The 22,062-nt window shown below is 66.3% G+C and carries 20 protein-coding genes; 7 read left to right on the top strand and 13 right to left on the bottom strand.

Annotated elements, in window-relative coordinates; genetic code table 11:
* Positions 1 to 194: 194 nt before the first annotated feature.
* Complete coding sequence (locus tag ACV959_RS12565) at positions 195 to 1,490, bottom strand: adenylosuccinate synthase (RefSeq protein ID WP_475736927.1); 1,296 nt, start codon at positions 1,488 to 1,490, stop codon at positions 195 to 197.
* A 187-nt stretch (positions 1,491 to 1,677) separates the two neighbouring features.
* Here ACV959_RS12565 and ACV959_RS12570 point away from each other — a divergent pair, with 187 nt between their 5' ends.
* Positions 1,678 to 2,364, top strand: a complete 687-nt coding sequence (locus tag ACV959_RS12570) for an SH3 domain-containing protein (RefSeq protein ID WP_475736928.1) — start codon at positions 1,678 to 1,680, stop codon at positions 2,362 to 2,364.
* Here the strand turns inward: ACV959_RS12570 and rlmH are convergent, their stop codons facing one another.
* From rlmH to ACV959_RS12585, 3 genes are all read right to left on the bottom strand, one after another.
* The gene (rlmH, locus tag ACV959_RS12575; protein WP_475736929.1) at positions 2,365 to 2,844 is read right to left on the bottom strand and encodes a 23S rRNA (pseudouridine(1915)-N(3))-methyltransferase RlmH; all 480 of its coding nucleotides are present in this window, start codon (positions 2,842 to 2,844) and stop codon (positions 2,365 to 2,367) included. It lies immediately after the preceding gene.
* A gap of 64 nt (positions 2,845 to 2,908) precedes the next feature.
* Positions 2,909 to 3,331 (bottom strand): ribosome silencing factor, encoded by a 423-nt coding sequence (rsfS, locus tag ACV959_RS12580; protein ID WP_475736930.1) that lies wholly within the window; start codon positions 3,329 to 3,331, stop codon positions 2,909 to 2,911.
* 427 nt (positions 3,332 to 3,758) lie between these two features.
* Positions 3,759 to 4,730 carry a quinone oxidoreductase family protein gene (locus tag ACV959_RS12585; protein ID WP_475736931.1) on the bottom strand — a complete coding sequence of 324 codons (972 nt, stop codon included), beginning with the start codon at positions 4,728 to 4,730 and terminating at the stop codon, positions 3,759 to 3,761.
* Between the two features lie 248 nt (positions 4,731 to 4,978).
* Between ACV959_RS12585 and ACV959_RS12590 the strand changes: the two genes are divergently transcribed.
* Complete coding sequence (locus ACV959_RS12590; RefSeq protein ID WP_475736932.1) at positions 4,979 to 6,238, top strand: FAD-dependent monooxygenase; 1,260 nt, start codon at positions 4,979 to 4,981, stop codon at positions 6,236 to 6,238.
* A gap of 88 nt (positions 6,239 to 6,326) precedes the next feature.
* On the opposite strand, the gene ACV959_RS12595 is transcribed toward ACV959_RS12590, so the two are convergent.
* On the bottom strand, positions 6,327 to 6,839 hold the full coding sequence (locus ACV959_RS12595) for an Hsp20/alpha crystallin family protein (protein WP_475736933.1): 513 nt from the start codon (positions 6,837 to 6,839) through the stop codon (positions 6,327 to 6,329).
* Between the two features lie 128 nt (positions 6,840 to 6,967).
* A complete protein-coding gene (gene putA, locus ACV959_RS12600) occupies positions 6,968 to 10,018 on the bottom strand; it encodes a bifunctional proline dehydrogenase/L-glutamate gamma-semialdehyde dehydrogenase PutA (RefSeq protein ID WP_475736934.1) in 3,051 nt (1,016 codons plus the stop codon).
* A gap of 75 nt (positions 10,019 to 10,093) precedes the next feature.
* Here putA and ACV959_RS12605 point away from each other — a divergent pair, with 75 nt between their 5' ends.
* Positions 10,094 to 10,498, top strand: a complete 405-nt coding sequence (locus ACV959_RS12605; RefSeq protein ID WP_475736935.1) for an META domain-containing protein — start codon at positions 10,094 to 10,096, stop codon at positions 10,496 to 10,498.
* A gap of 28 nt (positions 10,499 to 10,526) precedes the next feature.
* Here the strand turns inward: ACV959_RS12605 and ACV959_RS12610 are convergent, their stop codons facing one another.
* The 6 genes from ACV959_RS12610 to ACV959_RS12635 all read right to left on the bottom strand — a co-directional run bounded on the left by ACV959_RS12610 (position 10,527) and on the right by ACV959_RS12635 (position 15,716).
* Entirely contained in the window at positions 10,527 to 10,742 is a 216-nt protein-coding gene (locus ACV959_RS12610; protein ID WP_475736936.1) for a hypothetical protein, read from the bottom strand.
* Positions 10,743 to 10,808: 66 nt separating this feature from the next.
* On the bottom strand, positions 10,809 to 11,618 hold the full coding sequence (locus ACV959_RS12615) for a formylmethanofuran dehydrogenase subunit C (RefSeq protein ID WP_475736937.1): 810 nt from the start codon (positions 11,616 to 11,618) through the stop codon (positions 10,809 to 10,811).
* Positions 11,615 to 12,523 (bottom strand): formylmethanofuran--tetrahydromethanopterin N-formyltransferase, encoded by a 909-nt coding sequence (gene fhcD, locus ACV959_RS12620; RefSeq protein ID WP_475736938.1) that lies wholly within the window; start codon positions 12,521 to 12,523, stop codon positions 11,615 to 11,617. Before fhcD ends, ACV959_RS12615 begins: the two co-directional genes overlap by 4 nt.
* Complete coding sequence (locus ACV959_RS12625; protein ID WP_475736939.1) at positions 12,511 to 14,145, bottom strand: formylmethanofuran dehydrogenase subunit A; 1,635 nt, start codon at positions 14,143 to 14,145, stop codon at positions 12,511 to 12,513. The genes fhcD and ACV959_RS12625 overlap by 13 nt, the downstream gene beginning before the upstream one ends.
* Complete coding sequence (locus ACV959_RS12630; protein ID WP_475736940.1) at positions 14,139 to 15,251, bottom strand: formylmethanofuran dehydrogenase; 1,113 nt, start codon at positions 15,249 to 15,251, stop codon at positions 14,139 to 14,141. Before ACV959_RS12630 ends, ACV959_RS12625 begins: the two co-directional genes overlap by 7 nt.
* Positions 15,252 to 15,509: 258 nt before the next feature.
* Positions 15,510 to 15,716, bottom strand: a complete 207-nt coding sequence (locus ACV959_RS12635; RefSeq protein WP_475736941.1) for a TOBE domain-containing protein — start codon at positions 15,714 to 15,716, stop codon at positions 15,510 to 15,512.
* A gap of 347 nt (positions 15,717 to 16,063) precedes the next feature.
* Between ACV959_RS12635 and pqqA the strand changes: the two genes are divergently transcribed.
* Both pqqA and ACV959_RS12645 read left to right on the top strand, forming a co-directional pair.
* Positions 16,064 to 16,141 (top strand): pyrroloquinoline quinone precursor peptide PqqA, encoded by a 78-nt coding sequence (gene pqqA / locus ACV959_RS12640; RefSeq protein WP_154420341.1) that lies wholly within the window; start codon positions 16,064 to 16,066, stop codon positions 16,139 to 16,141.
* 156 nt (positions 16,142 to 16,297) lie between these two features.
* On the top strand, positions 16,298 to 17,332 hold the full coding sequence (locus ACV959_RS12645; protein WP_475736942.1) for a cytochrome-c peroxidase: 1,035 nt from the start codon (positions 16,298 to 16,300) through the stop codon (positions 17,330 to 17,332).
* A 28-nt stretch (positions 17,333 to 17,360) separates the two neighbouring features.
* Here the strand turns inward: ACV959_RS12645 and ACV959_RS12650 are convergent, their stop codons facing one another.
* Positions 17,361 to 17,984 (bottom strand): response regulator transcription factor, encoded by a 624-nt coding sequence (locus ACV959_RS12650; protein WP_475736943.1) that lies wholly within the window; start codon positions 17,982 to 17,984, stop codon positions 17,361 to 17,363.
* Between the two features lie 80 nt (positions 17,985 to 18,064).
* Here ACV959_RS12650 and ACV959_RS12655 point away from each other — a divergent pair, with 80 nt between their 5' ends.
* Together ACV959_RS12655 and ACV959_RS12660 are read left to right on the top strand one after the other, a co-directional pair.
* The gene (locus ACV959_RS12655; protein ID WP_475736944.1) at positions 18,065 to 19,450 is read left to right on the top strand and encodes an ATP-binding protein; all 1,386 of its coding nucleotides are present in this window, start codon (positions 18,065 to 18,067) and stop codon (positions 19,448 to 19,450) included.
* 124 nt (positions 19,451 to 19,574) lie between these two features.
* Positions 19,575 to 22,010: a TonB-dependent receptor gene (locus ACV959_RS12660; protein WP_475736945.1), complete on the top strand. Its 2,436-nt coding sequence runs from the start codon at positions 19,575 to 19,577 to the stop codon at positions 22,008 to 22,010.
* Positions 22,011 to 22,062: the final 52 nt, after the last annotated feature.

The raw sequence follows: 22,062 nt of genomic DNA on the forward strand, positions 1-22,062 counted from the left end.
GGTTCGCGCTCTCCGCTCCGGCGCGCCCTCTGGAATCACGGCCAGCCGAAATGATAGCGTCCGGGTGTTTACCGAATGCCGCTCCCGATCGTCCATTCATGTCCGAAGAGTCCGGTCGCCACTCCAGCGGTCGCCAGGGAACGCGTCGGCCACTGACGTTCTCGCACGCAGCGCGCGGGCGCGAGCGGAAACCGTCAGTCCTGAAACGGATTGTGCACGAGGATCGTGTCGTCGCGCTCGGGGCTCGTGGACAACAGCGCGACGGGCGCTCCAATCAGCTCCTCTATGCGGCGGACATATTTGATCGCCTGGGCCGGAAGCTCGGCCCAGCTTCGGGCGCCGCTCGTCGTCTCCTTCCAGCCGGGGAAGCTCTCGTAAACGGGCGTCACCCGCGATTGCGCCGATTGCGACGCCGGCAGGCGGTCGATGCGCGCCCCGTCCAGCATGTAGTGGGTGCAGATCTTGATTTCCTCGAAGCCGTCGAGAATGTCGAGCTTCGTCAGCGCGACGCCATTGACGCCCGAGGTCTTCACCGCCTGGCGCGTGAGCACGGCGTCGAACCAGCCGCAGCGCCGGCGCCGGCCCGTGTTGGTCCCGAATTCATGGCCGCGGTCGCCGATCAGCTCGCCGATGGCGTCGTTGAGCTCGGTCGGGAAGGGCCCGCCGCCGACGCGCGTCGTATAGGCCTTGGCGATGCCAAGCACATAACCGATCGCGCCTGGCCCCAACCCTGAGCCGCTCGCGGCCGAGGCCGCGACCGTATTTGATGACGTCACGTAAGGGTAGGTGCCGTGATCGACGTCGAGCAGAACGCCCTGCGCGCCCTCGAAGAGGATGCGCTTGCCGGCGCGGCGCTGGGCGTCGAGCAGATCCCAGACGGCGTCCATGAAGGGAAGGATTTTCGGCGCGACCGAGAGCAGCTCTTCCCGCAGCGTCGCCGGGGCGACCTCCGGCAGACCGAGGCCGCGGCGCAAGGGGTTGTGATGCGCGAGGACGCGGGAAATCTTGTCGTCGAGCATATCGGGCTCGGCGAGGTCCATCAGGCGGATGGAGCGGCGGCCGACCTTGTCCTCGTAAGCCGGGCCGATGCCGCGCTTGGTGGTGCCGATCTTGGCGCCGCCGCCGGCGGCCTCCTCGCGATGGGCGTCGAGCTCCCGATGCAGGGAGAGGATGAGCGGCGCGTTCTCCGCGACCTTGAAATTGGCGGGCGCGATCTCGACGCCCTGCTCCCGCAGACGGTCAATCTCGCCGACGAGGAAATGCGGATCGACGACGACCCCGTTGCCGATGACGGAAAGCTTGCCCGGCCGCACGATGCCGGACGGCAGCAGCGCGAGCTTGTAGGTCTTGCCGTCGATGACGAGCGTATGGCCGGCGTTGTGGCCGCCCTGGAAGCGCACGACGACATCCGCCTCCAGCGAGAGCCAGTCGACGATCTTGCCCTTGCCCTCGTCGCCCCACTGGGCGCCGACCACCGCCACATTCGCCATGATCTTGTCTTCGAACCTTCAAAAACGGCAAAAGCCCCGCGCGCGTAACGCGAAGGGCTCGTTACGGGCGGGGTTTAGCGCAGGACGGCGGGGCGGTAAAGACCCGAAGGGTCGCGCGGGCGCGCAACTCCGGCTAACGTGGACGGCGCGGCGGAAGAAACGCCGCTCGACGTCCAGGGAGCGCCCGATGGGATTCATGTTGCGCGGATCATTGCTTGCATTGGGCCTCGCCCTGCTCCCGTCGCTTGCGATCGGGCAGAACGCCTCCACGGTTCAACGCGTAACGTTCAAGGACGGCCGCGCGACGATCAAAGGGACCGTCAAGGGCTATGCGACGAAGGATTACGTGTTTCCCGCCGGCGCGGGCGAGTCGATCGCGGCGACGCTCAAGTCGGGCAAGGGCGGCAATTACTTCAACATCAATCCGCCGGGCTCGGAGGAGGCGATTTTCGTCGGCTCGACCTCGGGCGCGTCCTTCAGCGGCGTCGCCCCGGTGGCCGGCGACTATACGGCGCGGGTCTATCTCATGCGCAACGAGGCGCGGCGGGGCGCGACCGCGAGATATACGCTGACCATCTCGGTCGGCGCCAAGGGCGCGACCGACGAGAGAGGCCCGGACTTCGCCGACGGGCTCACGGGCGGGCCGGACTATTGGGAGGTGACGGGCGTTCCGAAGGGCGACACGCTCAAGGTGCGCGCCGCGCCCTCGCCCCGCGCCGGGATCGTGACGCAGGTTCTCAACACCGCGATCATGAAGAACCATGGTTGCAAGAATACGCGCGGTCAGCGCTGGTGCCGGGTCGAGGACGGCGCGGGGCGCAAAGGGTGGGCAAACGGGAAATATCTGCGCGAGGCGGCCTGGCCGCCGGGATAGTCATCCCCGATGGTAGGGGTGGCCCGAGAGAATCGTCATCGCCCGATAAATCTGCTCCGCCGCCAGTATCCGCACGAGCTGGTGCGGCAGGGTCATCCCGCCGAAGGAAAACACCGCCGCCGCCCGCGCGCGCACGGCGGGATCGAGCCCCTCGGAGCCGCCGATCGCGAACCACAACGCCTTCCGGCCCGCGTCGCGCTCGCGGCCGATGAAGCCGGCGAAATCCGCGCTGTCGACGGGCTTGCCCCGCTCGTCGAAGACCGCCAGCGCCGCGTCGGCGGGCAGCAGGCCGATCATTTCCTCGCCCTCGCGCGCTACGCGCTCGGCCGGGTTTTTGGCTCTGGATTCGTCGATTTCGCGGAGGTCGAGCCCCTCCAGCCCGATGCGGCGCAGCGCGGCGATGCGTTCGGCGTAGCGCCCATAAAGGTCTCTCTCGGGACCGGCCTTCATCCGGCCCACGCAAATTAGACCCAGTCGCACGGCGGCAGGCTCTTCGCTCGCATCATCTGGCCCGAAAACCGCAATGCGGCTCCGGCCCGATGGGTCAGACCAGCCGCATCTCCACCGGCCGGTCGCCGCCCCACATTTTCTCGAGGTTGTAAAACTGGCGCACCTCGGGACGGAAAATGTGGACGATGACGTCGCCGGCGTCGATCAGCACCCAGTCGCACTGGGGAAGGCCCGCGACGCGGGCCGTGACGCCCACCGCCTTGCAAGCCTTGATGACCTTGTCGGCGATAGCGCCGACATGCACGGTCGAGCGTCCGGTCGCGATGATCATTTCATCGGCGAGCGGGGTCTTTCCGCGCAGGTCTATGGAAATGATGTCCTCGGCTTTCGTCTCGTCCAGCGCTTTGAGGACACTCTGCGCGATCGAGCCATCCAACGGCGACTTTGCGCCGATTGCCGGCTGGAGCGGACGTTCCGCTCCCGGATGAACACTTGTCGACAGCGTTGCAACCCTCATGCTTCGCGGCCCGTTCGGCGACCGCGAAAATAGGATGGGACTCTTTGTCACGGAATGCAACATCAAACGCCCAGGGCGCGGGGCGTTCAGAAAAAAACCCGGCGTCTTCAGCCGGGTCTTTGAGGCAGTTCGGGCTAATCGAGAGGCGGGAGGAACCTCAAAGCCAGAACAACTTCACAATAGCTCATTTCCTGAAAAAAGCTCGCGCATTTTTCATCGCAGGCGCCAGCTTTGCGGGAAAAGGACGCCTTGACGCGGGTCAAAGCGCCCTCCCCGCTCGTGGACTCTCCGGAAAGAGCTCATTGAAAGATCGGATTTTCAATCGCTTGAGGCTGATTCTCCCACCCGCGCGCATATTTGTGGCCGAAAGGCAACACAAGCCGAAATTGTAGGAAAACGGCTCGCACGGAGCTTCATCCGCGTCGACCTAAGGAACCAACACCATCGCCCCAGCCGTTTGCCGCGATTCGAGGGCGGCGTGAACCTGCGCGGCTTCCGACAGGGGGAAGGACTCGGGGGGCTCGATCGTCAGCTGTCCACGCTTGATCGCGTGGATCATGTCCTCGGCCATCTCCTCATAATCGCGGCGCTTCGCGATGTGATTGAAAAGCGAGGGCCGGGTCGCGTAGAGAGAGCCCTTTTGCGCCAGCAGCCCGATGTCGAACGCCTCGATGGGGCCGGAGGCCGAGCCGAAGCTCACGAACATGCCGAAAGGTTCAAGACAGTCGAGTGAGGCCGGAAAGGTCGCGCGCCCCACGCCGTCGTAGACGACGTGACAGAGGCGGCCCTTGGTGATTTCCCGCACCCGCTCGGCGAAATTCTCCTCCCGGTAGAGGATCGTCTCGTCCGCGCCGGCCTTGCGCGCGATCTCCGCCTTCTCTGGCGAGCCGACGGTGGCGACGACCTTGGCGCCGAGCGCGCTTGCCCATTGGCAGAGCAACTGCCCCACGCCGCCCGCGCCCGCATGGACGAGAACGCGATGGCCCTTTTTGACGCGGAAGGTCCGCCGCAGCAGATATTGCGCAGTCAGCCCCTTGAGCATCATCACGGCGCCCTGCTCGTAGCTGATCGACTTCGGCAGGTGAATCACCGAATCGGCCGCGATGTTGCGCGCCTCGGCGTAGCCGCCGAGCGCGCCGACATACGCCACGCGATCGCCTTCCTCGAAGTCCTTGACGCCCTCCCCCACGGCGACGATCTGACCCGCGCCCTCGTGGCCGGGCACGAACGGATATTCCGCCGGATAGGCGCCGGTGCGCCGGTAGATGTCGATGAAATTGACGCCGATGGCGCGATGCCGGATCTGCACCTCGCCCGGCCCCGGCGGCGCAAGCTCCGTCTCCTCGAGCTGCAACGCCTCCGGGCCGCCCGGCCGATGCACGCGGATCGCCTTCACCATCGAGTCCTCCGATTTTTCCCTTGTTTCATCTAGCGCGCGCCGTTCAAACGACAAAACCGTGTCGCGGCTGTGACGCCGCCTCCCCGCGCGACGCATCCCCCGGACGGCGCCGGCGCGCCCCAGAATGGCTCGGAGATTTTGAAAGGCTTCGAATCGCGGGGGCTCGGCGGCGCGGCAAAACGCGCCGCGCCGACCCTCGCCCTGCAGGGCGCGGGCCGCTATAACACCCGCAACAGCAGGAGTTCTCCATGACCGAAGTTTACGCGCCCGCCGGCGCGACGACGAAGACCGACATTCTCGTGGCCGGCGCCGGCTCGACCGGACTCGCCGCCGCCCTCGCCTTCGCGCAGTCGGGCCTTAAAACGGCGCTCGTCGGCCGCATCCCGCCGCCCCTCCCGGGCCGCACGGTCGCGCTGTTCGAGGCGTCCGTCCGATTTCTGGACGCGCTCGGCGCCCTGGAGCGCGTAAGGGCGCTCGCCTGCCCGGTCGAGGCGATCCGCATGATCGACGACACGGACCAGCTCTTTCCCGTGCCGGAACTAACGTTGCGCGCGAGCGAAGTCGATCTCCCGGCGCTCGGCGTCAACATCTCCAACGACGAACTCGTCGGCGTGCTGCTCGACCTCGTGCGCGCGCGCCCGGAGATCGAGCTGATCGAAGCAGACATCGTCGATTACGAATTCAACGGCGCGACCGCCGCCGCGATCCTCGCCGACGGGCGCCGCGTCGAGGCGGATTTCATCGTCGCCGCCGACGGCCGCAACAGCCGCGCGCGCGCGGTCGCGGGCATCGACGTGAAGGAATGGACCTATCCGCAGATCGCGCTCACCATGATGCTGCGCCACGAATTCCCCCACGACAACATGTCGACCGAGTGGCACACGCGCTCCGGCCCCTTCACCCTCGTGCCGCTGCCGGCCCACGAGGACGCCCCGCACCGGTCGAGTCTCGTCTGGCTGATGAGCGTCGCGGACGCGCGCCGCCGGCTCGCCAAGCCGCGCGAGGAGCTGGAATATGAAATCGAGGACTACGCCAAGTCCGAATTCGGGACGATGAAGATCGAAAGCGACATCGGTCAGTTCCGCATGGGCGGCATGCAGGTGTCGCAGCACGCCAGAGGCCGTCTCGCTCTCGTTGGGGAAACCTGCCACGTATTTCCGCCGATCGGCGCGCAAGGCCTAAATCTGAGCCTGCGCGACGTGGCCGATCTCGAAGACTGTCTCGGGAGCGTCGATCTGAAGAACGAGCGGGAGCTGTCGCGCGCGCTTGCTCGCTACGACCGCCATCGCCGCGCCGACATCGGTTTCCGCACGCATGGCGTCGACGTGCTCAACCGCTCGCTGATCATCCCTTATCTGCCGGTCGACCTCTTCCGCGGCGCGAGCTTCATCGCCGTCGCGGCGCTGGGTCCGCTGCGCCGCGCGGTTATCCGCGAGGGCGTGCTGCCGCATCTCGTCCTGCCGCGGCTGATGCGCCGGCCGGTCGAGGAGGCGCGCCGCGCGAGCTGACTACAGAAAAAGGCGCGCCAAATTACGGCGCGCCCTGGCTATCCTGCAAAGTTCATATGATGGGCGCAACGCCTTTATCGGCGGCGCCTCACTTCACGGCGATGTCGATTTTCTTTTCTTCGGTCTTCGCCTGCGCGGTCTTGGGCATGGTGACCTTCAGCACGCCCTTTTCGAAAACGGCGGCGATCTTCCCGGCGTCGACGTTCTCCGGCAGGCGGAAGCTGCGCTTGAAGGAGCCGTAGCGGCGTTCCGAGAAGAACATTCCCTCTTCCTTCTCCTCGCGCTCCATTTTCTTCTCGCCGTGGATCACGAGCGCGCCATTCGCGACCTTTACTTCCACGTCCTTCTGGTCGAGGCCCGGGAGCTCCGCGGTCACTTCATATTCCGCGTCGCGTTCGACGAAATCCACGGGCGGCATTCCCTGCCATCCCATGAAACGCTCGAAGGGCTCGAGATCGCCCGAGCGCTTCTGCAACGGCGCTTCGTCGAAGAAGCGGTCAAGTTGACGACGCAGCGCCTCGAAAGGACGCCAATCCCACAAATCCGTAGGGATCATCGCGCCGGCGTCCTTTTTTGCGGGGGTGTTCTGCTGTTCCGCCATATCTGCCTCCGTAAGCGAAATGCTCGATCTGACAAACCCGTTGGAGCGACGAACGGCGTCGGTCCGTGTAAGAGTTGGTCGGCGGCCGAGCGCCTTTCAAGCGTCGCCATTGGCGCAAAATGTCGCGGTTATTCGTCGAGAGAGAGCAGCGCGGCGTCGCCGCCGAGCGACGCCGTGTTGATCGTCGCCGTCGTCTCACGCAGAAAGCGGCGCAAATAATCCGGCCCGCCTGCCTTCGGGCCCGTGCCGGAAAGACCGAAGCCGCCGAAAGGCTGGCTTCCCACCACCGCGCCGATCATGTTGCGATTGACATAGATATTGCCCGCCGGCGCACGTCGCGCGACGCGCTCTATGCGCGCTTCGATGCGCGTCTGAAGGCCGAACGTCAGGCCGTAGCCGCCACCTTCGACCTCCTCCAGAAGCCGATCGAAATCCGCGGCGCTCCAGGTCGCGACATGCAGAACCGGACCGAAAATCTCCTCGTCGAGATCGGAAATCCGGTCGATCCGCACGATATGCGGCGCGACGTAGGTTCCCGACGCCGGCGCGCCGCCGGCGTAGAGCACGCGCCCCTCCGTCCGTCGTCGTGCGATGTAACGATCGAGATTTTCCTTCGCCGCCGCGTCGATCACCGGGCCGATATGCACGCCCGCCTCGCGCGGGTCTCCGATACGCAATTCGCGCACGCCGCCGATCAGCGCCTCCAGCGCCGCGGGCGCGACGTCCTGCTGCAGGCACAGGAGCCGGAGGGCCGAGCAGCGCTGGCCGGCGGAGCGGAAGGCGGAGGCCAGGACGTCGTCGACGACCTGCTCGATCAGCGCGGTCGAGTCGACGATCATGACATTGATCCCGCCCGTCTCGGCGATGAGCGGCGCGATGGCGCCCTTGCGCGCCGCCAGCGCGCGGTTGATGCGCTGCGCTGTCTCGACCGAACCCGTAAAGACGACGCCCGCCGCTCGCGGGTCCGCCACGAGCGCAGCGCCGACGTCTCCGGCGCCCGGCGCGAATTGCAACGCCGCGCGCGGCGCGCCCGCCTCATGCAGCAGTCGCGTCGCCATGGCCGCGACGAGCGGCGTCTGTTCGGCGGGTTTCGCGACGACGCAATTGCCGGCAACGAGCGCGGCGGCGACCTGGCCGAGAAAGATCGCCAGGGGAAAATTCCACGGCGAAATGCAGATGAAGACGCCGCGCGGGACGTAGCGCAGACGGTTGCTCTCTCCGGTCGGCCCCGGCAGATCCGCCTCCCGACCGATCAGACGCGCCTGCGCCGCGTAATAGCGGCACATATCGGCGGCTTCGCGCACTTCCGCGACCGCGTCGTCGAGCGTCTTCCCGGCTTCGTCTTGCAGCAACGCGACGAATCCGCCGCGACGCGCTTCGACCATATCGGCGGCGCGTTCGAGAATTTGCGCGCGGCTCTCGACGGACGTTGCGCGCCATTCGCGAAAAGCGCCAGCTGCCGCGGCGATCATGTCGCGCGCGCCGGCGGCGTCGGTCTCGACGACGCGCCCGACAAGGGCGCCGTCGATCGGCGACCGCACGTCGCGCGCGTCGCCATTGCCGCCGACGCTCGGCCGCGCGTCGGAAGACGGCGGCGCCGAGTCTCTTTCGCGAAGCAGAGCCGCAAGCGCCGTCCGGTCGCCGAATTCCACGCCGCGCGAATTGGCGCGCAACGGGCGAAAGAGTTGCGGCGGCAAGGGCAGATGCGGATGGCGCGCGCGCGACGCATCGCCGACAATGTCGCGCGGATCGGCGATCAGCGCGTCTTCGGGCGCATCGGGATCGGCGGCGCGGGCGACGAAGGAGGAATTGGCGCCGTTCTCGATCAGTCGCCGCACGAGATAAGCGAGAAGATCGCGATGCGGCCCGACGGGCGCATAGACCCGAACCGGGACGCCGCTCATCTCCGCAAGCGCGGCGTAAAGCGCGTCGCCCATGCCGTGCAGGCGCTGGAATTCATAATCCTTGCGATCGCCGGCGCGCGCGAGAATCTCGGCGACGCTGCGGGCGTTGTGCGTGGCGAATTGCGGAAAGAGACGCGGCGCCGACAAGAGCCGCGCCGCGCAGGCGTCGTAGTTCAGGTCGGTCATCGCCTTGCGCGTGAAGACCGGATAGTCGTCGAGCCCGCGCTCCTGCGCCCGCTTGATCTCGCTGTCCCAATAGGCGCCCTTCACGAGGCGGACCATGAACCGTCGGCCATACGCGGCCGCCACCGCGGCGACATAATCGATCACGGCGCCGGCGCGCTTTTGATAGGCCTGCACCGCGACGCCGAAGCCCTCCCAATCTGCGAGCGTGGGATCGGAGACGACGCGCGCGACGACGTCGAGAGAGAGTTCGAGCCGGTCGGCCTCTTCCGCGTCGATCGTGAAGGCGAGCTCGCGCGCCTTCGCGAGGCGCGCGAGCTCCAGCACGCGCGGCGGCAGTTCGCGCAACACCCGCTCGCGCGACAGGGCTTCATAGCGGGGATGGAGCGCCGAGAGCTTGACCGACACGCCCGGGCGGTCGGGCAACGCCGCCTTTCCCGCCCGCGCCCCGATGGCTCGGATCGCCGCCGCATAGGCCTCGAAATAGCGCTCGGCGTCCGCAGCGCTGCGGGCGCCTTCGCCAAGCATATCGAAAGAGAAGCGCTCGCGGCGCCCTTCCGCGCGCGCCAGCGCCTCGCCGATCGTTTCGCCAAACACGAAATGCGCGCCCATGAGCCGCATGGCCTGACGCGCCGCGCCGCGCAGGGCGGGCAGACCGATGCGCCGCGCGAGGTCGGCGACGAGGCCGCGCGGCTCGCCCTGCCCCACGAGACGGGCGGAGAAGCCGAGCGCAAAAGCGCATGCCTGAACGAGAATCGCGTCTGACGCGGCTTCGTGATGCGAAAAATCTCCGGCGGCGAGTTTGTCGGCGACGAGCTGGTCCGCCGTCGCGTCATCCGGCACGCGCAGAAGAGACTCCGCGAGCGCCATGACCGCGAGCCCCTCGCGCGAGGAGAGCGAGAATTCACGCAGAAAATCCTCGACGCCGCCAAACGCGCTGTGTTCCGCCCGCATCCCGCGCACGAGCGCCCGCGCGATCGATTCCACAACTGCACGGGCGTCGGAATCGGATCGCTCGCTCAAAAGGGCGACCGCGACTGTTTCGTCCGGCGGCGCATAGGGCGCAGCGAATGGGAGCGGTAGCGGATTCATGGCGGCGGCCCCGGCGAATGCCTATATGCGGCATATGGGGAGCGGAGGTTCGCCCGGCAAAGGGAAGAAACCTCTATGAAATCCTTGGGGAGCGCCTGTGTCTTCGCCCTCGCGACTGTCGGCGCGCCAGCGGCCGCCCAGCCCATCGCATGGCACGGCGCGGACTGGCGCGTGGAGGACATCGGCGGCCGGAGCGTCATCGACAATGCGCAAACGACCCTGAGCGCGGCGCCCGACGGCAAAGCGCCCGGTTCATTCGGCTGCAACCGCTACTTCAAGAAGGCGACGCGCGACGGCGCTCGGATACGTATCTGGTCGCTTGCGACAACCGGCCGGGCCTGTCCGCGCGCCCTCGTCGGTCAGGAACGCAAGTTTCTCTCCGCCCTCCTGGAAACCCGTTCGGCGCGCTTCGACGTTTACGGACGGATGCAACGCCTCTCCGCGCGCGGCGAGCCGCTGCTGACATTGACGAGGATGTGACGCACGGACGAGGATGTGACGCACGCCTTTAAATCTTGTCGCCCTCGGAACCCGGCGCGACGCACCGCCAGCGGGTCACCTCCACATTGGGGTGCTCGCCCGACCATTGGGCGATGTATGGCATTGCCTGCATCATGCAGTTGCGCGTCGAGCCGCTTCGAGACTCGAGCATCATCTTGCGCTCGTCGCAGGCGACCGGCTGAGCGAGCGTGCAAACCGTCAGGATGAGTTCGACGAAATTCATCGGCAAATCCCCTCGCGACAACGCCGCCAGACCGACGGCGCTTAACCGAAGCAAGGGTAATGCCAGTTATGCGGGCGTCAATATCTCGCCTTTGCCATAAACCGCCGTGTCGCCGCCAAAGCGCTGAAGCTTGCCCGAAAGAAGGGCCGAGGCGGCGGCGCTGTCCGCTTTCAGGCTTCGGGCGAACAGGCGGGCGAAAGTCAAAATATGGGCGCCGCAATCCATATAGGTCGGGCCGAAGTCCTTGCGCTTCGCCAGCGCCAGCGAGCCGCGGCGGTTGAGATAGCCGACGCGGCCGACGGCCTCGCCCAGCACGATGACCGTGCCGGCGATGATGCGCGAGCCCAGATCTTCGCCTGCGTCGCCCTCTATGATCAGGATGCCGCGGCGCAGCCGATCGCCCGCCCGCGCGCCGGCCTTGCCGCGCACGACGACGCGGCCGCCGGACATGCCGCCGAGCTCGCCCGCGAGCGGCGCCGCGAGGAAATCGCCAACGTCGCCCTTGATCTCGATATGCGCGCCTTCATTGCCCGAGGCCGCATAGGCGCCGGCGCTACCGGAGATCGTGATCCTGCCGCCCTTGGCGAGGCGCCCGACCTGCAGGCCGACGTCGCCCTCGACGTGAATGCAGAACTCTGGCAGCAGCTTCGCGCCGACGAGGTCGAAACGCGACGAGCCGCCTTCGTAGCGAAGCGTCTTGAGGTCGCCCTGCGCGATCTTGAAAACATCGCCGACTTTGGTCGAAGCGCGCGTCGTGCCGATTTCGATCTTCTCGATGTCGGCCACGGACTTGCCCGCGAGGCGGTCGGGCGTGAGCGCGGAAAGGTCGACGCGCTGCGGCGGTTCCTGACGGAGCGTGAAGGTGAAGGAACTCACGGCAGCAAATCCTTCAAATGATAGTGGAACGGGCCGAGCTTGCCGCCGTAATTGCCGGCGCCGACGCGCTTGGCGCCCTTCTCCGGGCCCATGTCGATGATCGCCTTGAGGCCCGCGCGCATGGCGACGCGAACCGCTTCGTCGGTGAGGCCATCAATGACGATTTCGAGCGTGCAGCCGATATCGTCCTCAAGCGCGGTTTTGGTCACGCCCTTCAGCGTCGGACAATAGGCGTCGTTGGTCGACGCGCTCATGCCCTTATATTGCGAGCCGACCTTCGAGCCAGAGCGCACGATGCCGCCGGGGAACGGCATGATGGCGTCCGGCACGGCATTGATGGCCTCGACGCCGGCCTCGGTCGCGCGCATGGTGGATTCCCAGTCGGATCCCATGACGAGCAGATTGCCGCCGCCGACGCATTTCTTGAGCACGCCGACCTGGCTCTCGACGAAAAACTCGCCGTCCATGACCGGCACGCGCCAGAAGCGGCGGCCGTCGATCGCCTTCGACATCTGCCATTTGTCGCCAAACTGGCGCATGGAGTCGCCGACCTTGATCTTTAGGTCGCCGTCGAAAGCCGAATAAAGCGCCGTGCCGGGACAGGTGAGGATGCACTGGCCAACGCGATTGACCAGCGCCTTCTCCGCGCCTTTCGCCGAGAAAGCAAAAAAGAGCATGCGCACGCCGGGGCGGCCGTCGGGCGTCTCGTCCTCAGACAACTCGCAGTCAACGCCGGCCTCGCAGTCGCAGCCAATGACGGAAGTGGCGTAGCCGGTCGCCGTCGCGGCGGCCTGATTGGCCCATTTGCGGGTGGGCGCCGTGACGATCAGCCCCGTCGCGGCCATCGGAAACGCCTCCGCGAAACTGTCGTCGATGCGCACGCCGTTGCGAACTATTCCTTGCATGCAACCTCCGCAAAGGCGTCCTTGTTCGGCAGAGCGGCGTCGGGCACGTCGAAAATGCCGCGCGGCAGGCCGTAAAGCTCTTCGTAGTAAGCGTCGAGACGCTTGTTGATGTTCTTGTCGAAGCGCGGGCTGATATGCAGCGTCTTGCCACGCTTGTAATGCGACACCTCGCCGTCCTTCACGACGAGATCGCCGTCCTTGTAGACATAGGCCGCCTTGCGGAACATGCCGGCGACGTCGCGGCTCTTCTTGTAGACCGCGATGTCGGCGATCGAGCCCGGCGCCAGCGTGCCGCGGTCCTTGAAGCCGAAGAGCTTCGCGGCGCCGGAGCGGCTCATCTGCGCGATCTCATAGTAGTTGTATTCGCGCTTGATCGACGGCAGCGTCGTGTGCTCCAGCACCTCGGCCGGCAGACGCGACATCATCTCCTCGCGCAGCTCAGCGCTCATCAGCAGTGCGAAAAGCTCGGGATAGGCGGTAAACGGGCCGCCATTCGGATGGTCCGTGGTGAAGAACACCTGCTCGGGATTCTTGATGAGCAGGAACAACTCGAGACCCGCCGCCCACTGAATGGCGTTGTAGTAGTTCGAGACCTTGTAGGCGTAGGGCACGATGCCGCCGCCATTGGCGTCGCCGTCGAAGATCGCGCCCTTCTTGGGGCTCCCGCCGGGCATGCTGTTGAACTGCTTCAGCACGTCGGAAGAGACCGTCACCGTCTGCGAGAACATCACCTGCCCGACGTCCACCGTGACGTTGGGATTGGCGTTGATCTTCTCGGCGAAGGCGGCGGCGGCCGAGGAAAAGGCGTTCTTGCCTTCCTTGCCATAGGCGTAGAACTGCACATGCGCGAGATGCAGCGGCAGGCCCTGCGACGCGTCGATCGTGGCGAGCGCCGTGTCGATATTGCCGGCGATGCCCAGATTGTTCATGTGCAAATGGAGCGGATGGTGGATGCCCACCGCCTGCGTCGCCTTTTGCAGCGTTTGGAAAATCTGGCGCGACGTCGTGCCGTAAAATGGCACCTCGTCGTCGAGGCCGAAGGCGCGCATATTCTCCTTGAAAGCCTCGCAGCCGCCCGGATTGATGCACTTCAGACCCAGCGAACGCGTGCCGCTCACAGTCTGCGCGACATAATCGTTGATCGCGCTCTCCGACTCGCCCGCTCGGATCTGGCGCAGCAGGAAGTCGTCATTGCCGAGGACCGTCAGCGCGCCCTTGTCGATGATCGGCACGTCGTTGAGTTCGTAATGCGTCTGTAGCGAATGATGAGGCGCCATCGCCGGTTCGACGACCGTGGTGAAACCCATCTGCGCGTAGAGACGCCCCGTCTCATAAGTCGACCATTTGGCCGTCGAGAGCGGCGTATTCGCAAGGCGCGCGCGAATGCTGCGATGCAGCTCCGGGAGCAGCAGGCGCGCGGTGTTCACATTGCCGCCGGCGATATGCGAGTGAATGTCGATCGCGCCGGCCATGACCACATGGCCGGAACAGTCGATCTCCTGATCGGCCTTGCCGCCTGTCGGCGGCGCGACGATGCAGCCGTCCTCGAACCAGACGTCGCCGACGCCATCCTTGCCCGTCGCCGGATCGACGACATGGCCGCCACGCAAAACTGTCAGCAAGGCGCGACCTCCGAAACATGCGCCATGATGGCGTCGATGACTTGCGCGACCGTCGGCGCGTCGGACGGCGTCGCAGCCGCGCGCAGCGTCAGGCCGCCCGTCTCCTGGGCCATGAGCACAGCGTCATGGGTGACGCCGGGCTGGCCGACCTCGATGTAAAGACCGCGCGCGGGCGCGGCGCCCGCGGGGGCGAGCGTAATGAGCGGAATGTCGCTCCGCGACCATGACGGCGCCTCGCCGTCGAAGGCCGAAATCCAGAGCGCCGCATCGGCCTCGCCGCTGTCGACGAGTCGATTCGCCTCGAAGCGCCAGGGATCGTGCTCGGGATAGCCCCGGCCGAAACCCGTGCGCGGCGGGAACCCGGTCATCCAGCCCGCGACCTGCGTCACGCCCGAAGCGCCTGCGCGGCCGCCGATATGAACCCCGGTGAAGCGCGTCGTGACATTCAGCTCCGTAACGAGCGCCTGCATCATTTCGATGGCGAGCGCGTCGAGTCCCGCGGCGGCGGCCCAGACGAAGCAACCGAACTTCGCGTTTTTCAGCGTCTCGGCGACGCCGTCCACGAGTTCGAGTTTCGCCGCGTCGATGATGGTTGGATCGACCCGGCGGCCGCCGACGCGGGCGCGCCAGACGCCAAGAACGCCGGGAATTTGCTTCAGACTCGCGGAAATGACCTTGGCGCCGGGAACGGCGCTGGCCTCGTCCGCCTCTGGACCGATCCAGATCACCTTGCGCGGCTGGCCCGCGTGGGTTCCATGGCGAGGAGCCTGGTCGAGCGCGAGGCGCTCCAGCATGCCGGGCCAGATGCGCGTCAGGCCGGGCCCGACCAGCACAACCACGTCGGCGCGCACGCGCGCTTCGTTGGCGGTCGTCGTGAACATGCCGAAAGAGCGCTTCACGTCGATATCCGCGAGCAGATCGCGCGACGCCATGTGGTCGAAGGCGCCGCGCAGACGCTCGGCCAGAAGAATCGCCGCGCGGGCGCCTGGAACGTCGGCGCCCAGCCCCGCGACGAGGGGAAATTTGGCGCCGCTCAAAATGCTCGCCGCCTGCTTATAGGCGTCTTCGAGCGCAATCGCTTTGCCGTCGAGCGAAGCCTTGCTCATTCGCTTCCTGCCCCGTGCCGCTTTGGCGGTTGTTTTCCATGGCGTGCGGCGGGCGCCGCCCGCGAGACTCGTCCCCTTCGCCGGCGGCGTGAGGAAAACTCTCGGAATTCTGACGATACGCCTCGGCCGGATCGCGCCGCCGCCCCGCCGAAAGCGCGATATGCCTAGCAGCCGTCACGCCCCATGTCGAGACGGTTGCGAGCCGCATTCGAGAGACAGGCGGGAGCGTCGCGCAGCCGTCCCGACTGCGCGGCAAAATCAGTCTACGGCCACGATCACGTCCGACGACTTGATGATGGCCTTCACCTTGGACCCGGGCGCCAGTTCCAAATCCTCGACCGACTCGTTGGTGATCGCGGCCGTGACCGTGATTCCATTGACGTCGATCGTCACGTGAGCAGTGGTGACGCCCTTTTTCACCTCCTTGACGACGCCGTCGAACATGTTGCGGGCTGAAATCTTCATGACTTCCTCCGGGATTGCCGCCCCCATGACGGAGGCGCTATGCAGCGTCGACGCCGAACGCCGGTCCAGCAAGGGCAAATAATAGGCGCCTGAGCGACTCGCCCCGAACGCCGCCGCGCGCGCTCCCGCCCCCGTTCCAAGCGCAACGCCCGGGCCTTCCAGCGCCGAACCTGGCGCTTTTTTTCCGACTTTTCCCGAAGCATGCGGGGGCGCGACGCCAATTGCACGGCTAACCCGATCATGATAAAGCTCTCGCCGAGCTTGAACCTGCCCCAGTCGCTCGGCCCGAGAAGCTGAGACGCAAGAGCAGGGAGCAGCTGCCGAAGATCCAACCGGAGGAAATGACAATGGCCTGGACCACGCCTGTGATCGTCGAAGTTTGCGTTGGCATGGAAGTCACCGCTTACTCGTCGGCCGAAATCTGAGTTTTCGCGCGAGTCGCCGCGTCGGCGCGGCGCTCCGCCCATCAAAATCGAGCCGGTAGGACCAACGGCGCGGCAGCGCGATGTTCTTGCTCGGCTCGATTTTTTTTGCCCGGAATCTGGCTCGAACGTAGCCGCCAAGCCCGGATGACGTCCGCGATGCGCAAGCTTCTCCCTTCTCTCGTCCTGTCGATGGCCGCCCTGACGGCGCCGGCGGGCGCCGAGGTCCTCGACGCGCAGAAGCTGCTCGCCGACGCCAGGACGTCGTTCCAGCCCCTCCCCCCGGTCCCCATCGCGAAGAATCCGGCCGAGACGGCGCGCGTCGAACTGGGGCGGCGACTCTTTTTCGAGAATCGCGTGTCGATGGACGGCAACGTCAGCTGCGCGCACTGTCACCTGCCGGACAAACAGGCGAGCGACGGTCTGCCCAAGGCGATCGGCGTGTTCGGCAAGGAAAATCCGCGTAACGCGCCGTCGATCTTCAACGCCGCGCTCAATTTCAAGCAGCATTGGCGCGGGGACCGCGATTCGCTGGAGGATCAGGCCGAGAAGTCGCTGCTCGGCCCGGCGAGCTTCGGCAACCCCGATCAGACGACGGCGATGGGCAAGTTGAAGGCCATTCCCGATTACGCCGGCGCCTTCGCAAAGGCCTTTCCGGACGACAAGGATCCGATCAGCTCCAAAAACTGGGGCCTCGCCGTCGCCGCCTTTGAGCGCACACTACTGACGCCCGCGCCTTTCGACGCCTTTCTCGCCGGAGACGTCAAGGCGCTTACCGCCGAACAGCAGGCGGGACTGCGCATATTCATCGATACGGGCTGCGCCGCCTGTCACAATGGCGCGGGCGTCGGCGGCGACTCCTTCCAGAAATTCGGCGTGACCGAGGACTATTGGAAAGCGACTGGCGCCAAGATCCCCGACAAAGGCCGCGCGGACGTAACGAAGAACGACGCGGATCTCTATGTCTTCAAGGTTCCGAGCCTGCGAAACGTCGCGGAAACGGCCCCCTATTTCCACGACGGATCGGTCGACGATCTGACGAAAGCCGTCAAGATCATGGGCAAGACGCAGCTCGGCAAAAGCCTCTCCGACAAGGACGCGGCGGAGATCGTCGCCTTTCTCGGGAGTCTGACGGGCGCCGTTCCGGCGAATTATTCCGCGCCGGAGCCCTACGCAGACGCGACGGCGAGATAAGCGCCTTTAGGGAAGAGACGGGACGCCCTCACGCGAGTTTCTGCTCCAGCGCGATGCGCATCAGCTCCATCGGCGTGCGGGCGCCGAGCTTGCGTTTCATGATCGAGCAGCTGTTCGCGATTGTCTTGTAGGAAACCTGGGTCGCCGCCGCGATTTCCGCCATGCCAAGGCCCGAGCCCAGCATGCGCAGGATCTCGAGCTCCCGCGCCGTGAGCGCCGCGAGCGGATTGGCAGGCCCGCCGCCGAGTTTTTCGAAGGCGAGCTGATTGGCGATCTTCGGCATGAGAAACACTTCGCCCGCCGCAACTTCGCGCACCGCCTTCACGAGCAGATAGGGATCGTCGTTTTTCGTGACATAGCCCTTGGCGCCCGCCTCGATGGCGCGGGCGGCGAAGATCGGATCGTCGTTCATGCTGAAAACGACGATGCGCGCCGCTGGATCTGTTTCCAGAATCCGCCGCGTCAATTCCAGGCCCGAGGGGCCGGGCATGGCGATGTCGACGATCGTGACGTCCGGCGCGTGCGCAAGGAAGGCGGCAAGGCCGGACTCGGCGTCGCGCGCGTCGAAAACCTCTATGTCGCCCTCGCCGGCGAGCATGGCCGCGCAACCCGACACGATGATCGGATGATCGTCGACGATGAGAACCCGCATCATTCCTCCAGCGCCCCGCCGGCACATTGACCATCGGAAGCCCATTCGTAAAGTCGCCGCTTCGGGAAGGGAAGCCGTCGATGCTGCAAAGTCTCTCGCTGCGGGCGCGTCTGTCGTTGCTGCTCGGCGGCGTTCTGGCGGCGGGCTTCGCCTTCGGCGTGTCCCTTCTCGTGCTGAACGCGGGCGGGCGCGTGTGGATCGAGGCGGAAGCCGCCACCCGTCTCGCCCGCGAACTGGTGGAGTCGAGCCTGCCGCGGGTCGAAAGTTCGCCCGATCCCCGGGCGGAGTTCGCCCGGCTCATGGACGACGTGCGACGGCTTCGGCATGTGCGCGCCATTCCGGCGGGCGACAACGCGCCCCCCGCGCCGGACGACCTGCGCGCGCCGAAATGGTTCAGCGCGCTGGCGTTGCGGCCGTCTGCGGCGACCCGCGTTCCCACGCCGTTCGGCGCCATCGACATCGCCGTTAATCCCGCCGACGAAATCGCGGAGATTTGGGAGGAGATCGTCTGGATCACGATCGTCGGCGCATGCGTCGCCGCCACGGCCTTCGCGCTCGTCTCCTACGCCGTCTCCCGCGCCCTGCGTCCGATCGGCGCCGTCTCGGACGGGCTGCGGCGACTGGAGCGGGGCGACCATTCGGTGCGCGTGCCCGCCGACGGTCCTCCCGAATTCGTCGTCATCGCCGACCGCATCAACGCCTTGGCGCAGACCCTGCAACGGCTCGACGACGAGAATCGCCGTCTCGTCGCCCGCATGATCCATGTCCAGGATGAAGAACGGCGTGACATCGCGCGCGATCTCCATGATGAGATCGGGCCCTTTCTCTTCACGGTTCGCGCCGGGGTCGGGGCGCTGGCGCGGAAGGCCCGGGCGCCCGGCGCGGAGGCCGCCCGGCTCGCGGAAGACTGCGCGAAGATCGATTCGCAGATCGCCGCCCTCCAGCACGTGAATCGACGAATCTTGGGTCGACTCCGGCCCGCCGCGCTCGAGGAAATGGGACTCGCCGACGCGCTGGAGGCGCTGGCGCGCGGCTGGCGGGAGACGCGGCCGGAAATCGACATCTGCCTCTCGCTCGACGGCGCGCGAGGCTCCATCGACGAGACGACGGCGCTCACGGCCTATCGCGTCGTGCAGGAGGGACTGACCAACGCCGTCCGGCATTCGGGCGCGCGCCGCATCGACGTCGGCGCGGCGCGGGAAGACGATCTGCTGCGCATCGAGGTCGCCGACGACGGAGCCGGACCGCCCGACGCGCCCATCGCCGGCGGGCTGGGCCTGCGCGGCCTGAGCGAGCGCGTCGCCGCGCTCGGCGGCGCGCTGACGCTAACGGACGGCCCCGACGGCGGAGCGCGTCTTTTCGCCGAACTGCCTTTACGCCGTGCGGCGGAAAGGGTTCGCGGAGACCCGGGAAAAGTTCCCGATCCGGACAGGAGAATTTCCAAAGAAAATCGTTATATTTCATAAGTGTAGCGGCTCAGCAACAGGTCGGGAATATTGTCACAAATCACCCGTCCCGCGGAGACGGAAAGCCTTCGATAACGATATAAGTCGGTCCGACAAGGACGCCTAAACCTACCGGGCTGGAGACATGACTTCCAAAAAGCAAGTTTCTTTCCTGGCGCTCGCCGCCGCGCTCTCCTCGGGCGCCGCCGCCGCCCAGCAGACATTGCCGACAATCGAAGTGGGCGGCGCGCCGCTCCGCTCGGCGCCGCGCGCAACCCCGGCGCCGGCTCAGGCCGCCCCCGCCCGTCCGGCGCCAGGTCGTTCCTCCGCGAGCGCAACGCCCGCGCCCGCCGCTCCCGCGACGGGCGCGCCGGCCGCCCCGGCCTCCACTCGCGTCGACGTGAAATATGCGGTTCCCTCCGCCACCTACACGCTCGACGCCAAGGAGTTGCAGAACACGCGCGCCTTCGATCTCGTCAACAACCTTCTGCGTCAGGCGCCGGGCGTCGACGTCACCGACGTGAACGGCAATCCCCTGCAGCCGCAGGTCAATTTCCGCGGCTTCGCCGCCTCGCCGGTCGCCGGCACGCCGCAGGGCCTCGCCGTCTATCAGAACGGCGTGCGCATCAACGAGGCCTGGGGCGACAACGTCTACTGGGACATGATCCCCAATATCGCCATCGACCGCTCCACCATCGTCACCGGCAACCCGCTCTTCGGCCTCAACGCCATCGGCGGCGCGGTGGTCCTCGATATGAAGAACGGCTTCACCTATCAGGGCTTCGAGATCGACGGGCGCGGCGGCAGCTTCAACCGCCGTCAGGGCGCCATGCAATATGGCGTGCAGAAGGGCGACTTCGCGGCCTATCTCGCCCTGGAGGCGCTGGGCGACAAGGGATATCGCCAATTCTCCGGCACGAACATCAAGCGCCTTTACGGCGACATCGGCTGGCGAGGCTCCGAGGGGCTCGAGGTCCATGCGAATGCGACGCTCGCCGGCAACAAGGCGGGCGCCTCGGGTCCGGCGCCGGTCGAACTGGCGGCGGTTGACCAGAGCGCGGTCTATACGACGCCGCAGACTCTCAAGAACACCCTTTCCATGTTCGACCTCAACGGCGTCTATACGCCGACGCCGAGCTGGAAGCTCTTCGGCGACGTGCATTATCGCGCTTTCGATCAGGCGCGCGTCGACGGCAATACGACCGAGTTCGAATGCGAGCCGGGCGAGCCCGTCTGCGAGAACGACAACGGCGATGAAACCACGATCCCGAATTATTTCGACGGCCAGGTTCCGCTCGGCGCCATCGACCGCACCTGGACGCGCTCGCGCACCATCGGCGGAACCGTTCAGGCGACGAACGACGACCGCTATTTCGGCTTTCACAACAAGATCACCGTCGGCGCCAGCATCGACAAGGGCTGGTCGGGCTTCCAGGCCAATCAGGAATTGGGAATCATTCAGCCCAATCTCGCCGTCGGCGGCATCGGCCATATCACCGAGGAACAGGCGAGCGGCATCGCCAGCGTCAATGTTCGCGCCTCCAACACCTATCTCGGCGTCTATGCGCTCGACACGCTCGACGTGACCGACCGGCTGAAAATAACCGCAGGCGCGCGTTTCAACCGCGCGGGCATCGCGCTCTACGATCTGCGCGGCACGGCGCTCAACGGCGCGGACGTCTATACGCGAATCAATCCGGTGGCGGGCGCTACTTACGAGGTGCTGCCGAATACTTTCGCTTACGCCAGCTACTCAGAGGCCAATCGCGCGCCGACGCCGCTGGAGCTCGGCTGCGCCGATCCGGCCCGCCCCTGTCTCATCGACACCTTCCTCGTGGCCGACCCGCCGCTCAAGCAGGTCGAATCGAACACGACCGAATTCGGCCTGCGCGGCAATGTCGAAATGCCGGCCATCTTCCCCAACGCCGGCGGCTATCTGCCGGGCCAGCTTGCGTGGAGCGCGGGCGTCTATCGCACCAACAATTTCAACGACATTCTCGCTGTTCCCAGCACGATCAACGGCCGCGGCTATTTCACCAACGCCGGTTCGACGCGACGCGAGGGCGTGGAAGTGTCGCTGCGCTACACGGACGAGCGGCTCCAGGCTTACGCCAATTACACGATGGTGAACGCGACCTTCCGGTCGACCTTCGCGCTGGGCGCGCCGGACAATCCGCTGGCCCAGCTCTATGGGACGGGCTTCATCGTGGTGACGCCGGGCGCCAATCTCTCCTCGGTCGCGCCGCATCGCTTCAAGGCGGGCGCCGACTACGCCGTGACGCCGCAATGGCGCGTGGGCGCCGACGTGCATTACGCCGCAGGCGGCTTCCTGTTCGGCGACGAGATCAACATCGGCGGCCGCCTGCCCTCCTATGGCGTGCTGAATCTGCGCACCTCCTATCAGATCACGCCGAATGTTGAGGTCTATGGCCTGCTGGAAAACGTCACCAATACGCGCGCCCGCAGCTTCGGCTCTTGGTTCGACACGGGCGACATTTCCTTTCTGACCTTCAACAATCCGCGCATGGTTTCGCTCGGCCCGCCGATCGGCGCCTTCGGCGGCGTCAAGGTGACATACTGACTTGCCCGCTTGCATGAGCTCGACATGAACTGGCGGCCCCTCGGGGCCGCCT

The organism is Methylocystis sp. Se48 (assembly GCF_056269425.1).